We start from the raw sequence: 15482 nt of genomic DNA, 5'->3' as shown, positions 1-15482 counted from the left end.
TGAATCTATAACTGTATGATATTTGTTAGTAAACTTTGATGGAACGCCGTATGAGGTGAAAGTCTCACGTACGGTGTGGACTGGGGGAAAAGCTGGAGACTATTTCAAAAGCTTACCTATCAGTATCCAGCGTTGAATGCGTAGAAAGAGGTCTAAATCCCTTAAAAACGATGCTTGTGGTTATGAGTAATGCAGAAAGTGGGGGAGGGTTAGCTTTAGCGACTTCTCCAATGGCAAAAAAGGTGCTAGGAATATCTAATGTGACTAGAAAATATGATATGCCTTACCATAAAGACTTGTTGATTGTTCCTCCACGTATGAACCTTTATATCCAAAAGAATTTAGTTATTAATAATATCTTTCGTCAGTACGTATCAGATGAAGATATCCTGATCTATTCTATAGATGAAACCTTTATTCGAATAACGGCTTCTAAAAGACTATTTCATATGAATGCTTATGAGTTTGCGGTCCAATTTCAAAGAGAAATCTATCATGAAACTGGCCTATTTTGTACAATTGGAATCGGGGACAATCCCTTGTTGAGTAAGCTTGCTTTAGACAATGAAGCTAAGAAAAATAGAGATATGATTGCTACCTGGAGATATGAAGATGTACCAAACACTGTTTGGCAAATTAAGAGTATGACTGACTTTTGGGGAATAAATACCAGGACAGAAAAAACACTAAATAATAAGGGGATCTATTCAATTAAAGAGTTAGCTAGTTATGATTACTTTAGTCTGAAGGCGAGTATGGGAATTATGGGTGAACAATTATTCGCTCATAGTTGGGGAGTGGACAGAACGAAATTATCAGACGTATACGTCCCTAAATCAAAATCTATAGGAAACAGTCAAGTGTTAATGAAAGACTATACAGACGTGTCAGAAATCAAAATAGTTATAAGGGAAATTGCTGAACAAGTGGCTACAAGGATACGTTCAAGTGGAAAACAAACGTCTTGTGTTAGACTAACCATAGGATACTCTAGATTTGATTCTGAACGTGGTTTTAATCGACAAACGACTATTCAACCTACTAATCAATCAAAGGAGCTAACGGCTCACTGTATGCGATTATTTGATAAGTTTTATAACCCAAAAATGGCAGTTAGAAATATAGCTGTTAGTTATTCAAAATTAACAGATGATACGTCCCTTCAGTTAAATTTATTTGATGAACCAACAGAAATAATTGCTAACAAGGAGCTGGACGAGGTTGTCGATACAATCAGGAATCGGTATGGTTTTTCTTCCCTGGTACATGCGAGTAGCTATATGGAAGGTTCAACGGCATTAAAACGAGCTTCACTTGTCGGTGGTCATGCAGGCGGTAATGAAGGGATTAATCAATGATATTCGATAGGTTAGAAAAACAATTTTATGATTTGATTGCAGCGTTTGAAGCGGAGGAAATTACTTATAGCGAATTTGAATATGAATTTGCTGCTTTTGGAGATAATACGGCCATTGCAGTTGGCGAAGAACTGTTCACTTTTTGGGCCAATATACCAGGAGATTATCTTCAGCAGAAAGAATAAACATCATTAAAGAGGTGAGGAAATGATTGAATTAAATGATTATTACGAGGACCGTGGGATTGTAAAGTACAATGGTTTCTATCTATCTGAACATACGGCAGATATTAATAAAGCCTCAACTGAAAGAAATAAAGTGATTGCTGGTCGAGATCAAATGTCAATGGAACTGATATTTGAAATTGTAGATTTTGCGATATATAAGAATAAACGAATTTCTATTCAATTGAATATTAAGGACATTGAAGGTAATTTCTTAGAAGATTATACAGGCTTTGTGAGTGGTTATGATGAACGTTTTATTTATATTGATAATGTACCTATTCCAATACCACAAATAAGAAGTGTCATTGAAGTAGATGAAACTCCCTGGTTTAAATAGGATATGTTATGAAGCTATCAAAGATTATAGAAATTAGAATTTTGAAATGGGTACACCTTAACCATAAAACGAGCTAGTATTTTATTAATACTAACTCGTTTTTTCTCTATAAGATCTAAACATTAATTGATTAGTTTTTTCTATGTATTGGAATAATGCAAGTTTCATTTCTGAACTAATATTTCCACCATTTATTTCTTCTTCTATTTCATCTTTATTGTAATTAAAAAAATCATTTTGCCATTTTAATTGAACTACTAAATTAAGTTCAGATGTTTTAATAGAATAAACACAACCATAACTATTACCTGATTCTTGACCATGAATTAACAAAATACTCTCACCTCTTTATTACTGCCTTGTAGTCTATTACTTTCTAACAACGCCTGTATATTCATTAGTTTTTATGTTCCTAAATAATTCAATATTCATTTCAATATTCTCATTTTTTTCATAAAAAACTTTTTCTATAACATTTTCCTTAAACTCAATATTAAACATTGCTTGGTCACTCGAATCATGGTTATCTCCCAAAGTGAAATAATAATCTTCGTTTTTTCCAATAATTAAATCTTCATTTAACCCTTTTTCTATTTTCCAATTCTCTATCTTTATTAATCCAATAAAATATTCAAACTGAATTTCCAATTTTTAACCCTCTTCCTGTCAGTGTTCTGTAGCCTATGCTTGTAATTGCTTATTAAGTCAAATAGACTACTTCATAATTATTTATTACTTTCAAAATGTTTGAATAATTCAAGAGTATACTGTTCTTTTAAACGACTTTTGAGACGTCTGTTTGGGTAAGGCAATAAATTAGTATCTATCAGAATATAAAAGTACGGATCAAATACCCAATTACCTAAATGATTAAGAGTTACTTTAGTAATATCTAGTGATGTTAGATGCTGTTGAAGTTCTTTTCTTTGTGGGAATTTAGTTAACAGGTCACTTTTTGAATATGTAATGGTATCTTCAAATAATCCTTTTTTTATTAGTTCTTCTTCCCTTTTTTTTACTGCATAGTTAATTAGATATTCTTGATTTTTTTTTGCAGACTCATAACCTTCTCTATAGCCAGCACTGTAACCAGGTAAACTTTCTTTCGTCTTTGATAACTCAGTTTTTTTTGAATCTAGAAAATTATAAAATGATTCTTTATCAATAACATACCCCTCTTTCCTTGTTGTCATTGTGGCTTTTATTTTTCCTTGCCTAATCCAACGTCTAAGCATTTGAGGACTTGTTGTAATGTTATCTAGTTTTAATAGAAGTAATGCTTCTTCAGTATTCATCTAACCACTCCTTAAGCTTAGTCTTGTCATTGTTTTGTAGAATTTACTTTAATATTACTAGTAACATAATTATATCATTAACCAGTTAATATTACTAGTAATATTAAAGAGATAAAGTAGTTGCTGCTTGAGGTCAGGTGTCATTTTTTTAAAAGATTATACAGGTTTTATGAGTGGTTACAATGAACGCTGCATCTATCTGTATAGAGTGCCAATTTCAACTCCACAAATAGGAAATATCTTAGATTCAGATGAAAAGTCTTGGTATAAAAAAGTTATGACGCGAAAAAATATAAAGAAAGAAAAAAAAACGTAATTAAAGCTAATGGCATAATTAGCTCTTATTACGTTTTTTATTTCTCTGATTGATTCTTTTTCCAGTCATTTAAGATCTTTTCTTTTTCTGATTTTTTTGGGTTCCATTTATTTATATTGTTTAAAGAAATAATTTCGTTAAAGTATAAAAATTCGGGAATATAGTCTATTTCCCCTTTTTTTTCTAAAACCTCATAATCTTCTAAAGTTAATGAATTGTTCCAGTAACGTTTTATGATGTTCTTTCTTTTCCTATAATTAAGCTGCCATGTACGTTGCAATTCTTGATATATGCTATAACTAAAAACTCTTATTTTGCTACGGTCTAATTTTTCTGAATCAACTATAAATATAGTATTATTAAAATGCACTTTTAAATTTTTGCCTAGTTCATTTTCTCTAAAAAAATAAATAGCTTTTTGTGTTTTAAATTCTTTGAATTCTTGTGGACGTTTCTTATCAAGTATTTTTCTTCTAATAAAATTTTCAATATGATTTATGCCTTTTTTTCTAACATTTCTTAAGCCTTCAGTATTTATTTTTTTTCCTCTATTTGTTGTATGATACAATTTCATTTTCTAACTCCACTCTCTTTATATATATAAATATCAATAGTTAACATTGTATTAAAATTTCTAAAATTTGAATGATATAGTTTTATATGCTGCATTTTATATATTTCTAATTCGTATTATAGAAATTTTGCCAGTTAAAGAGCCCTCAGAGTTATTCTGAAGGCTTTAAATCTTTTTCTTTAAGGTATTAGTCACTACTTAAGCCTTGAAATCCTGTAAAAGTAGATGGTGCAGTAAAATCTGCTGTTAAACTTTCTTTAGATTCTTTGCTTACTTCTTGATTGTTAGTTAATTCCTGGTAAGAATTAATCTTGTCGTGATGTTTCATATAGAATTTCATAGCTTCTTTAAATTGAATAGCAATAGGTTTCTTTTTTTCCTCATAAGTGGACTCTAAAAATTCTAATATTTCTTTTTCATCAACTTTATTAGGGTTTAAGCTTATCTCGATGCGTTTATTCTTTGGTTTTTCCATTTAAGTAGTACTCCTTTTCTACTGTGTGAGACCATGTTTTAAATATCCTTTAACATTTGAAAATTGTCCTCCTTCACTATACAAAATTTTCATATTGTTAAAAGAAGAAGAAACAATATCTTTGTTTATTACTCTACTACCTCCACCGGTGAAAATCAAACAGTCAATTGATGAAAGATGTGGGAAACTAGTTTTTATTTCGTTTACAGTGTGTTTTGTATATAAATCAATACATTTGACTACATCATCGGTTAAATTTACAGTATTTTTTGATCCACTATAGTTATTTGGAGAGTAGATAAATTCTTTACCACCACTTTTAATCCCAGCAGTCACGCAGTTCTCTATTTCAAATATATTTGGTTTAATCGAACTATCAACGTCTAGAAATTCCTGAATCATATTGTATAAGGTCCACATGCCAGTATCCTTTTGTTGTCTTTCTCCAGTATCCATTTTAAAATTTGTGACAATATCAAATAGTTTTGTTAAGCCACCAATATCTATGACAGCAACTTTTTGTTGTGATAATTCCTCATTTTTAAAAGTTAGGTCCTCGTTTAAAATAGTATCATAATAAGTACCTATTGATTGTGGAATTGCATAAACTTTTGTTATATCAACGTTAACAGTTTTTTCATTGATTTCTACTGAATGTTGTCTTTTTGCATATTCTTCAATAATTTGAAAATTTTCTTTTGAAAAATCTTCGGAAGGAAAACCAATCACTAACTCAGCCTTTACAATATCCTCTAAAAATTCAGAAGCCAACTCACAAATACAAAAACTAAGCATATCCTTAAAAATTTGACTTTCATAACGTTGTTTCCCAAACGCTAAAGATTGTTCAATGTGTCCGTCTTTCCCTAAAGAGTGGATGCCTTCCCCAAAGTAATAAGAAGAAGCGGAATGAATCATTTTGTATTTTTTTACACTTTCGTTCTTGTTAAAACTTTCTGCTCCAAAATCAAGCCTTCCTGAACCATCTACAAACAAAGTATCTATGTATCTTGAAGGTATAGACACAGCTTTACCACCATTTCTAATAATTTTAGCCGATTTATTTCCTAGATCAATTGCAAATATATTTTTAGTCATTTAAAAAACCTCTTTCATTTATTTATAATACAATATTACCGTATCAAACGATACGTGTCAATATTAATATACGTATTATTTGATACGTATATTGTAACAAATACGTATCAAATAATACGGTGATTAATTGGTTGACCATATTGTTTTACTTTGTACCAGCAGTTTCCCTTTATCATTCAGATAGTCAGATTGATTTAATAAGCTTTTGAACGTATTATTAAAGTGTGTTATAAATATGGTAAGGTGAGGTAACTTAAATGAATAGAAATACCAAAAAGATACTAGGTGCTTTAGGTTTAAGCGTTGCGGGACTGATATTAAAGAAATTCTCAAACAGCAATAATGAAGAAATAGAGATACCTAATAACAATTACAGAGAGAAATATTTCAATGGTATTCCTGAATCATATATTAATGACATTGCTATTAATGTTTCTAGAGGTGTTAAAGCAGTAGTTGTTCATGATAATCTTGTTAGGTTTTACTATAAGTCAGGATCAGGCAAATACACTTACAATTCTGACAATGAATTAATTGACGGAAGAATCTCCTTTTTAACTGGTACAGGACCACATACAGAAGCAAATGCACCCAGAATGTTTGCTAAAGAATTAGCTAAAGAGTTTAATTAAATAACTAATCAACGTAAATATTTTTATAAAAAATCACAATCTAATGAAAAATGAAAAAGTTGTTAAATCAAGGTTCTAACTATCATTTTTACCTAGACCAATTTCAAATCACAAAGTTAGTCGTTTTAAGCACGTGGTCAGTGCTAGTTGTTTTAATAAGCATTATGCAAACCGAGTGATTAAATAACGAAATGATAATTCAGTATTAGGAGGGTTAAAATGTCTTTTTTAAGAGATTTATTTTATATTAAAGCATTACGGAAAATGAAAGATGATAAATTAAATGAAGAAAAACGTAATGTATTTGGACAAATTGAAAAAAATATAGATGCAAGAGCAGAAGCTAGAAATGAAATTTACAGAAAAGAAGAGGAATTACAAAATAGTAGAACATTTGATAATAAGATACCTTTTCATGAAAACTTTGTTGAAGATGGATTAAAGTGGCTTTACAGAATAGATCAATATGAATATGATTTACAAAAATCAAAAGCTTTTGGTATAGCATATTATAGTATTTGTGTGTTGTCCTATAAAGGAATAGGTAACCCTAAAGATTTTGAAAAACAACAAATTAAGTATTTTATAGAGAAGTTAATTGAAAATAATCCATTAAATTACAGATTTTTTATTTATTATGGAAATGATGAAGGAGCTTATATCGATGATCACTTGATTGAAAGTTATAGCCCTTCAAATTACGATTTTGTTACAAAGGATTTCTTATATGAAAGATGTACGTCATTAATAAAGTATGGTTATAGTGATAGCGCTGAAAGGTTATTTTCTACATCAAATTTATATGCAGATAATCATTACTTATATAATAAAAAAGCTGTCGAGAATGATTGGAGAGTACTTCAATATCTTCCAATTAATGACCGAACATTAAGTTTATGTGAAATTGCTTTAGTTCAAAGTGAAGATGCAGCAAATCATATATCTTTATATAATTTAAAAAAGATTAATAGAGAAGATTTGTTTGATAAATATGAGTTGGATGAAAATACTAGTTTAGTGAATTATATAATTGGGAAATATAAGAGGTTTTTTGATAAGAATATCGATTTTTCGATAGAATTGAATCACAACCATTTTCCTTTTGAAGAATTAAGGGATTTACTAATCCAAGAAAATATTTCTAATAAAGTGATAATGATTGTATTTGAACAAATTACTCACTTATTGTTAAAGAATGAAAAACGTTTTGATTTGATTATGAAAATATTTAACACTTCAAATTTTCAATTTCATGAAAATGATTATAATTATAATATTATACATAACATTTGTTGGGTTGATGAAGAAAACAGCTATATATTTGGCCAAGATAATGAGCATCATAATTTTGAAGATATTATTAATAATAAAAGAAGTAATAATGAACCAGTATTTTTAACTGATTATGTATATTTTTCTATTGAAGATAATCAATCAAGAAATAAAATTAAGCAAGAATTATATGAATCGATACTAAATGGTGATGGCTTATCATATTGTTACTATGAAGATTCAATTATAATAAAAGGATATACGACAAGTAAATATAATGAATTCTTCTTACCAGATATTTTCAGAGTATTAAGAAAGTTACCACTTGTAGATAATCAGGAATTAGTTACGTATTTTATTAATATTCTAAGTGATTATCCTGAATTTTTAGCAGGAATTGATGATAAAACCAATAAAATAGAACGACTAATAAGTTTGAATAAATAATAAATAGTTTACACTATCTATTATATCTTATGTAAACCAAATTAAATAAAAACCTAATATTTTAGAAAATATTGTGTTCAGAGAAGGATTTTAAGCGATTCTAGAAAGTTTAGGTGAGTAGTTCTGTGTTAAAAAGCATTAGAATCCTCTTGCATTAATTTTTGAAGAAATGTATTAAAGGTAATCGCTAAACTTTTATTTAAATTTGAACTATTCGTATTTTTGTTTATAAATTTCATTATAAGACATATAATAAACACCTCTATCGTTAAAATTTAGATTTATTTCAACGATAGAGGTGTTATTTATCAATTTATGTGAAAAACTATATTCTATTTTGAGTATTCTATTTTTATATTTAATTGAGGATATTTTTCATTTAAAACAATATCAAGTGATTTAACAAAATTATCACAAGCTGGTTTAACTAAGTTAAAATAATCATTGTAGCTTATAATATGGCCTTCATGTACGATATCATTCCTAAAAGAGTAGACATATTTCCAGTATTGAGATAAGGAACAATCAGGGTCTTCAAAATTAAATTTATAAGTTTCTGTTTCTAGTTTTGGTCCGATGTGGTGTTCTAGAACATTTTTATAGGAAACATGCCCATTAGGTTTGTTTATTATTCCCTCTTCAATGAATTTATTAAATATATAGTATACAAAAATTTCAAATCCTGTTTGCATATTAATAATTGATGAATTAAAGTTTTTATCAAGTTCATTTTCTTTAGATAAACAAAAATAATAAAAGGCATCAATCATTCGATCCATCTTTTTATCTTCCAGTTTACTTAATAAATAATTATATTCATCTTCTGAAGTAAACAAGGGTTTGTGTTCTCCTTCCGTAGGATAATAGATACTATCAACATTTATTACTGTTGCAGCATGGGATACTATTCTTAAGTCTAGACTATAAGTAAATAGCATATCTACATGATCTCTATTAGCGTTATTAAGTAGAAATAAATTAGTATATCCAAATTTTGATTTAATTATTTTAATAATATCATTAATTGTATTAAGGCTATTTTCTATTACCAAACCTTTATCCTGGTCTGTAACTTTAGTACATTTTTTTTTAGTGAATCCATAGCATTTTATGACAGATGACATATGGTCATGTTTGACTTTTTCGCTATATATAAAAATTTGTTCTCTATTAATTACTTTAAAAGCAAATCCTTCGGATAGACCTAATGAGAAAGGAAGATGTGTTTCATAACAAATTATTGTCTTTGCTTTTCTGATAAAATTAGGTTCTGTACTTAAAATAACTTTAAAAGAGCTAAATATCTCTTCCTTTATTTGTTTTTGGTTAGTTGGAATATCCATCGTGGATTCAAGTATTTCTTTCATAGTGCCCATCCTCATTTTTTATTGATGTTAGAATTTATTGAAACTAACAATTATGTTTAATGATTGTCGTCTTTATTGAGATAACGGTAAATTGTAGTTCTAGAAACATTCCATTGTTCTGCAACTGTTTTTATAGGTGTTCCACTATCTATTAATCTTTTCATCAGCTGAAAATCTTGTTTAGTTAATTTTTCTGGCCTACCTCCGAAGCGTCCTCTTGCTCTAGCAGCCTCTCTCCCAGCAGCAGATCGTTCAAGTATTAAGTTTCTTTCGAATTCAGCAAATGCTGCAAACAAATGAAACATCAGTTGGCCAGTCGAACTAGACTTATCCATAGTGATGTTTTCTTGAATACTATAAAAGCTGACTCCTCTGTCATTTAACTGATTCACAACAGTAATCAAATCTTGCATATTTCTTCCTAGACGGTCTAATCGCCAAACAACAATTGTATCCCCTTCTCTTGCAAAATCAATTGCATTTTCTAATCCAGGTCTTTTACTTTTTGCCCCACTAATTTTATCTGTAAAAATTTTTTGGCACCCTTCAGATATCAAACTATCTTCCTGAAGATCTAAATTTTGTAATCCTGTTGAAACTCTCGCATATCCAATTTTCATAAAAGTCAGCTCCTTGTTAAATTTATTGTAACATAACTTAATCAGATAGTAATTAATGAACGTTGATTAGCGAATGGGTTAATGAACATTAAAGTGTCAAAAATATATTGAAAAAAGTAAAAAATAAAAAGTGTCCAGTATATGGTGATTTACTGGACACTTTTGGTGGTCAAAATAAGTATATTATTTTACGAGTAATTTATTTACAATCAGTATTTATATTTTTATTGAAATTTTGGATTAGTATTTTAGAATGTCGTGTTAAAGACAATTTAAATTTCTAACAAATTAATAAATGTATTAATATCTTCAAGATAATACTCTGTTTTACTTTCAAATAAAATATGTTTTTCATGTATTAAAATATTGAAAATTTCTGAAGGTATATACTTACTTAAATTAAATGATTTCACTAGGTATAATTTTGTGTCTAAGATAAATACTGAACTAAAAGTGAAAAAGTAATAATATTTACTTGTACAATAAATATCGATTATACTATCTTCAAATTCTGGTAATTGGATATTATAAATTTGACTATTTTTTTTATCATAAATTATTAGATGTTGTTCATAGTTTTCAAATATTGCTATTAAAAAAAGTTTATTAGAAATAGCTTTTACACATTCAATATCAATTATTTGCTCAAATAAATTTTCAGGTAAAATAGTAGAAATATTTCTTTTTTCTATATCATATTCCACAATTCCGAACATTGATGGTTCAAGTTCAGAAAAAATTCCCTCTTCAGAGTAAGCAATATAGACACTACTCTCAATTGACATAAAATTTGTTACCCCAGTTCCCAATTGAATTAAGCACTCATTTATAAAAAGATAGTCCTCAATATCTGATGACATTAGTAAAAAAACGATATTATCTTTAATAATAATTTTTTTTAATAGTACTTCTTGTGTTTTTATAAAACTCTCAGTAATCGTAGTTAAGATTTTTTCATCCATTTTGACAACCAAAGTTTCTCCTTCATAAAAATAGTTGCCTATACATAAATTTTCATCGTAAATAATAGGTATTGAGTCGTGATTTTTTTTTTGGATTTTCATTTATTTACCTTTCTATAATAAGATATACATCTTTAGTATGGAAATGAAGTTATAATATCTCCATTTTTTCCCTTAATAACTCTTACTCTGTTAGTAGGACGTCCATTTCCTTTCTTTCCTACATTCTTATTATATGTTTTCTCGTAGATAGTTCTTCCGAATTTACCAGGGCGTGATTTACCTTTTCTAGCTGTATTCCTAGTAGTTTTTTTCATAGTTTTATTACTTCTAAATTTACCTTTGTTAGGCTCCTTTGATTTAGGTCCATGTCCTTTTTTTATATGTCCCCAATTAGTTTTACCTTTTTTAGCTTTACTTGCATTGGATTTATAGGGTCTTTTTTGGGCCATACGATAACCTACATAAGCACCAGCAGCCATGGCTATACCTGTACCAATAACTTTTGCACTTATATAGATTCCCCAACCTGCTGCTATCGCAAAATGTCCATCTGGGTCAATTTTCATTACCGGATTATTATCTGCATAAGCATAACCATTCATTGTTAAAGGATCATCGTCATCACCAGGGTCAGGGTCTATTGATGTAAAGACACCATGTTCAGGGTGATAATAACGTGCCATTAAGTAATATTGTTGAATCTCAGCATCGTATGTATAGCCAGCGTAGCCGTATGGATTACTTTTGGCTATAGTTGTTGTAGCTTCACTCTTTAAAACGTTTCCCCAAGCATCGTAACTATAGATTGCTACTTGTTTACCTTGTTCATCTGTTAGGGCAATAACATCACCATGTCCATTATAATGATAATAAACTGTTTGTTGCCCACTCTTCATCGCAAGACGAATATTGTCGTCTGAATAGATATATTGGCGAAGTACATTATTATTATTGTCAGTTTCATATAATACATCAATACTGTCCCCATCGTAATGATAGTTAATAGTTTGACCATTGACTGTTTTTGAAAGTCTTCGATTATCATCATCATAAGTATAAGCTGTAAAGGCGTTAGTTTCGCCTTTTTTAGTCACTGCCACTAAGCGATCAGCCTCGTCCCACTTATAATTAAATTTATCATCAGATAATCGATTGCCATTAACATCATAGGTTAACTCTTGACCGTTAAAACTCGTTAACTGATTACCTGTATTAAATGTACTGGTTTTGGTCTGACCATTAATTGATACACTCGTTCTATTTCCAAATCCATCATAAGTATAGTTACGCTTCTCGTTTGTTGGTAGTACTTCTTCTGTTAATTGATTTATTTTGTCATATGTATAGGTAGTTTTTTTGTCATCCGTATGCGTTATACTAGTACGGTTACTGCTAGCATCATATGTATATCGCTCTTTTAACAGTTGTTGTTGTGTAGGTGAGCCAATAGCTACTTCAGTGAGTTTATTTGTTTGATCAAAAGTTGAATTAGTCATGGTACCATTACCTGCAGTGTACAAGGTTTTGTTCCCAAACTCATCATAGTCAAAAATGTATTTTTTATCACCATCATGAACAGTTGTGTTTTGATTTAGTGAATCAAATTCATAGTTTACTTTTCTTGTATAAGAACCTTTTGAGACAATAACTGATGCAACCTTATCAGTTTTACCTTTGTTGTCTTTAGAGGGTTTGTCTTTATACTCGTATGACACGCTTCCCCCACGCTCTATTACATTTGTAATTCTATTCGCATCATCATAAAGTTTATCTACAGTAAGTTGATTCAAGTGATCAATAACTTTTGTTTGGTTTCCATTAGGATCATATTGAAAACTGTAAGCTGCCTTATTTGCCCACGAAACTTTCGTTTGGCGATCTGCTGAATCATACTCGTTTTTAATTTCATGACCAGTTGGCATTTTTACGTTCGTTTCATTACCACTCGCATCATATTGATATAAAATTTGACGGTTTAAAGGGTCAACATAATGGGTCGTTTTATCATCTGCATCATATTGATAACTATGAGTTTGTGCTTGGCCGTTTGCTAAAATCTCTCTCTTGACTATATTCCCGTTATCATCATAAGTATATTTAACTTCAGTACCATTTGCTAATCGAGTAACTAATAGCTGATTGTCCTCATTATATTGGAAGGATTTTTGCTGTCCTTTTTCGTCAGTTTGAGTCAATACATTTCCTACTTCATCATAAGTAAAACTTGTTTTTCGACGTTCTTCATCATACTGATCAACAACATAATTTCCTTTTGAATCATAAACTTTTTCGTTTAATCTATTTCCTTCCATAACTCTTAAATTATCAAAATAAGCTGTTCCAGTCATACTGTTTCGGAACATAAATAAAAGTTTTACTTCTTTAATAGGTTTAGTAGGCAGAACAGATATCGCTGCTCGATTCCAATCTTGAGTACCGGTTGGGAATTTTTCGTGTTTATATTCTATAGTACCATCTTGATAAATTATATCTGCCCATAAAGAATAATCTTTATGAGAACTACTACCATCACCTGCTTTTACATTTTCAGCCTTTGATAATGCAGATATTGTAATAGGAGCTTCTTTTTGTTGATTCAGCTGAACATACTGTGAAATATAACCATTACCTTCTTGAGGTGTTTTTCGTGTCATTTGAAAACTATGAGAACCAGTAAAACTTTCATCAGATAATCCGATATTAGTTTGAGTTCCACTTAGAACAAAACCATTAATATCTTTTATTCCTTTTGCATCTTCTAAACCACTATTATCAACAGGGTTGTAACCAGTATGAACACCTCCACGTTCTAATTGTACATTATCAAAAAAGACAGTTCCTTTTCCTTTTTTTCCTTCAAACTGTTCATTCTTTAAATAAATACCAATTCGTCGCGTATTTTTTGTGGTTGTAAATGTTACTTGTCTTCTAACCCAGTCACTATTACCTTGAATAGCCGTCTCACGATTATTTCTCCAACCTTCACCAGTTGTATTATCTGCTTGGATTAACCAAACATCTAAGAAAGCTTGAGAATCTTTCATATCTGTTGTTTTAATATCAGCACTTAATGTATAGGTTGTATTAGGTTCAACATCAAATCGCTGAGCAGCAGCTGTAGCCGCTTTTGCTTGACCAGAAGCTTCACTCACTATTTTTAAAGCATGTTTACCACTTAAAGAACCAGAAGCTCGTTCAATTTGACTAACAGCTAAAGAACCTTTAGTGTCTTCTTTTTTACCAGGATAATTGTACCAAGTATACCAACCTTGACTTGTTCCTGTCTCAAAACCACTATTTAGAATTAAATTTTCACCAGTACCTAAAGAAGCACTTTCTTTTAAAATATTTCCATATTGGTCATATGACGCAAAGGAAGATGTTTCGGCATTATTAATAGTTTCTGATAATGCATCTGCCCCATCGTAAGCTATAGTTGTTTTTTGATTCTCAGTATCTATTTCAGAAATAACGTCATTATTTTTATTATATTCATAACGTTCTGTTCCATAGCCATCAGTAAATGTCAGTATATTTCCATCTAAATCATAGGTATATGTCTCAGATTGTCCTTTTGGGTTAACTTCTTTTATTAAATTATTAGATTCATATTGGTAGGAAGTTGTCAGTTTTAGCCCTTCACTATCTTCTACTATTTTTTCTGGATTACCAGCCTTTGAATAATGATAAGTAGTTTTCTTTCCACGTTCATTTGTTAAAGTAGTAGTATGTTCTTTTTCATCAAAAGTTAACTGAGTTTTCTTTTGAACTGGATCAATAATTTCTTTTAATTTTTTACCCTCGTAAATATATTGAGTTTCTTGAGGTTTTTCTTTTGTATGTTTCGGTTCGAATAAAGATATAAGTTGGTCTTGTTCATTGTATCCATATCCATATGTTTTAGCTCTAGCTGATTTAGATTCAATTAAGCGACCAGACTCATCATAAGAAAACGATATTTTTTTACTATTTGGTAGCTGTATGCTATCAACTAAATCATTAGTTTGATAAGATACTTGTATTTCCCGACCACTAGCATCTTTAATCTTAGTAATATTATCTTTTTCATTATAGCTGTATTCTATTGTATTATTATTTTTATCTATTTCTTTTAATAACTTTCCAGTTTTTGAATAAATTGTTTTACTTTTATCTTCTTCAGTTTTCACATAAGTATTATTATCTTTTTTTATTTCAGAGAACAGTCCTGGAGGAGCTTCATACATGTTCCCTTTTTTCTTAAAAATATTTTGTTTACCGTCGGATTCAATCCAGTGAATTTCATCCTTTTCTGGAATTTCTGTTAATCTATCCTCGAAGCTAGAAATCCATCCTTTTCCGAATAGCCCTATTTCTTGGCTAAAAGCATTGTACCTGAATAATTCATACTTTTAATTAAAACCATGTGAAACTGCCTCACGGCAGCTTACAATTACTTTTTCATCTTCACCCGTTAAGTGATGAAAAAAGAACCCCTTTCTGCTATGGTTAAAGTGACT

General features: G+C 29.7%; 15 protein-coding genes. 5 read left to right on the top strand and 10 right to left on the bottom strand.

Annotated elements, in window-relative coordinates; translation table 11 throughout:
- The first annotated feature begins 80 nt into the window (after positions 1-80).
- From ACODH8_RS14210 to ACODH8_RS14200, 3 genes are read left to right on the top strand one after another with little or no spacing between them, the layout of a single operon-like run.
- On the top strand, positions 81-1358 hold the full coding sequence (locus tag ACODH8_RS14210) for a Y-family DNA polymerase (RefSeq protein ID WP_420517795.1): 1278 nt from the start codon (positions 81-83) through the stop codon (positions 1356-1358).
- Positions 1355-1543, top strand: coding sequence for a hypothetical protein (locus ACODH8_RS14205; RefSeq protein WP_167800356.1), 189 nt, complete (start codon positions 1355-1357; stop codon positions 1541-1543). Before ACODH8_RS14210 ends, ACODH8_RS14205 begins: the two co-directional genes overlap by 4 nt.
- Positions 1544-1565: 22 nt before the next feature.
- Positions 1566-1922, top strand: coding sequence for a hypothetical protein (locus ACODH8_RS14200; protein ID WP_420019073.1), 357 nt, complete (start codon positions 1566-1568; stop codon positions 1920-1922).
- 90 nt (positions 1923-2012) lie between these two features.
- On the opposite strand, the gene ACODH8_RS14195 is transcribed toward ACODH8_RS14200, so the two are convergent.
- The 6 genes from ACODH8_RS14195 to ACODH8_RS14170 form a co-directional block, all read right to left on the bottom strand.
- The gene (locus tag ACODH8_RS14195; RefSeq protein ID WP_420019074.1) at positions 2013-2255 is read right to left on the bottom strand and encodes a hypothetical protein; all 243 of its coding nucleotides are present in this window, start codon (positions 2253-2255) and stop codon (positions 2013-2015) included.
- A gap of 36 nt (positions 2256-2291) precedes the next feature.
- Positions 2292-2570, bottom strand: a complete 279-nt coding sequence (locus ACODH8_RS14190) for a hypothetical protein (protein ID WP_420019075.1) — start codon at positions 2568-2570, stop codon at positions 2292-2294.
- A gap of 77 nt (positions 2571-2647) precedes the next feature.
- A complete protein-coding gene (locus ACODH8_RS14185) occupies positions 2648-3217 on the bottom strand; it encodes a helix-turn-helix domain-containing protein (RefSeq protein WP_207059374.1) in 570 nt (189 codons plus the stop codon).
- Positions 3218-3570: 353 nt separating this feature from the next.
- Positions 3571-4107, bottom strand: coding sequence for a hypothetical protein (locus ACODH8_RS14180; RefSeq protein WP_420019076.1), 537 nt, complete (start codon positions 4105-4107; stop codon positions 3571-3573).
- 187 nt (positions 4108-4294) lie between these two features.
- Entirely contained in the window at positions 4295-4582 is a 288-nt protein-coding gene (locus ACODH8_RS14175; protein ID WP_207059376.1) for a hypothetical protein, read from the bottom strand.
- A gap of 18 nt (positions 4583-4600) precedes the next feature.
- Positions 4601-5680 carry a hypothetical protein gene (locus ACODH8_RS14170; protein WP_420019077.1) on the bottom strand — a complete coding sequence of 360 codons (1080 nt, stop codon included), beginning with the start codon at positions 5678-5680 and terminating at the stop codon, positions 4601-4603.
- A gap of 257 nt (positions 5681-5937) precedes the next feature.
- On the opposite strand from ACODH8_RS14170, the gene ACODH8_RS14165 reads away from it, so the two are divergent.
- Positions 5938-6312 (top strand): hypothetical protein, encoded by a 375-nt coding sequence (locus ACODH8_RS14165; protein WP_420019078.1) that lies wholly within the window; start codon positions 5938-5940, stop codon positions 6310-6312.
- Between the two features lie 219 nt (positions 6313-6531).
- Complete coding sequence (locus ACODH8_RS14160) at positions 6532-8031, top strand: hypothetical protein (protein WP_420019079.1); 1500 nt, start codon at positions 6532-6534, stop codon at positions 8029-8031.
- Positions 8032-8363: 332 nt separating this feature from the next.
- Here the strand turns inward: ACODH8_RS14160 and ACODH8_RS14155 are convergent, their stop codons facing one another.
- The 4 genes from ACODH8_RS14155 to ACODH8_RS14140 form a co-directional block, all read right to left on the bottom strand.
- Positions 8364-9398, bottom strand: coding sequence for a hypothetical protein (locus tag ACODH8_RS14155; RefSeq protein WP_420019080.1), 1035 nt, complete (start codon positions 9396-9398; stop codon positions 8364-8366).
- Positions 9399-9454: 56 nt separating this feature from the next.
- Entirely contained in the window at positions 9455-10018 is a 564-nt protein-coding gene (locus ACODH8_RS14150) for a recombinase family protein (protein WP_420019081.1), read from the bottom strand.
- A gap of 272 nt (positions 10019-10290) precedes the next feature.
- Positions 10291-11082, bottom strand: a complete 792-nt coding sequence (locus ACODH8_RS14145) for a hypothetical protein (RefSeq protein WP_420019082.1) — start codon at positions 11080-11082, stop codon at positions 10291-10293.
- 32 nt (positions 11083-11114) lie between these two features.
- A complete protein-coding gene (locus ACODH8_RS14140) occupies positions 11115-15209 on the bottom strand; it encodes an RHS repeat-associated core domain-containing protein (RefSeq protein ID WP_420517794.1) in 4095 nt (1364 codons plus the stop codon).
- Positions 15210-15482: the final 273 nt, after the last annotated feature.

It is taken from the genome of Vagococcus fluvialis (genome assembly GCF_048815235.1).
Taxonomy (GTDB): Bacteria; Bacillota; Bacilli; order Lactobacillales; family Vagococcaceae; genus Vagococcus.
This window is presented reverse-complemented; position numbering and strand designations above follow the sequence as displayed.

Excerpts from the sequence above, each read along its gene's own strand:
- ACODH8_RS14205 (WP_167800356.1), top strand. The coding sequence starts at position 1,355 with ATGATATTCGATAGGTTAGAAAAACAATTTTATGATTTGATTGCAGCG.
- ACODH8_RS14200 (WP_420019073.1), top strand. The coding sequence starts at position 1,566 with ATGATTGAATTAAATGATTATTACGAGGACCGTGGGATTGTAAAGTAC.
- ACODH8_RS14185 (WP_207059374.1), bottom strand. The coding sequence starts at position 3,217 with ATGAATACTGAAGAAGCATTACTTCTATTAAAACTAGATAACATTACA.
- ACODH8_RS14180 (WP_420019076.1), bottom strand. The coding sequence starts at position 4,107 with ATGAAATTGTATCATACAACAAATAGAGGAAAAAAAATAAATACTGAA.
- ACODH8_RS14175 (WP_207059376.1), bottom strand. The coding sequence starts at position 4,582 with ATGGAAAAACCAAAGAATAAACGCATCGAGATAAGCTTAAACCCTAAT.
- ACODH8_RS14170 (WP_420019077.1), bottom strand. The coding sequence starts at position 5,680 with ATGACTAAAAATATATTTGCAATTGATCTAGGAAATAAATCGGCTAAA.
- ACODH8_RS14165 (WP_420019078.1), top strand. The coding sequence starts at position 5,938 with ATGAATAGAAATACCAAAAAGATACTAGGTGCTTTAGGTTTAAGCGTT.
- ACODH8_RS14160 (WP_420019079.1), top strand. The coding sequence starts at position 6,532 with ATGTCTTTTTTAAGAGATTTATTTTATATTAAAGCATTACGGAAAATG.
- ACODH8_RS14155 (WP_420019080.1), bottom strand. The coding sequence starts at position 9,398 with ATGAAAGAAATACTTGAATCCACGATGGATATTCCAACTAACCAAAAA.
- ACODH8_RS14150 (WP_420019081.1), bottom strand. The coding sequence starts at position 10,018 with ATGAAAATTGGATATGCGAGAGTTTCAACAGGATTACAAAATTTAGAT.
- ACODH8_RS14145 (WP_420019082.1), bottom strand. The coding sequence starts at position 11,082 with ATGAAAATCCAAAAAAAAAATCACGACTCAATACCTATTATTTACGAT.
- ACODH8_RS14140 (WP_420517794.1), bottom strand. The coding sequence starts at position 15,209 with ATGTATGAAGCTCCTCCAGGACTGTTCTCTGAAATAAAAAAAGATAAT.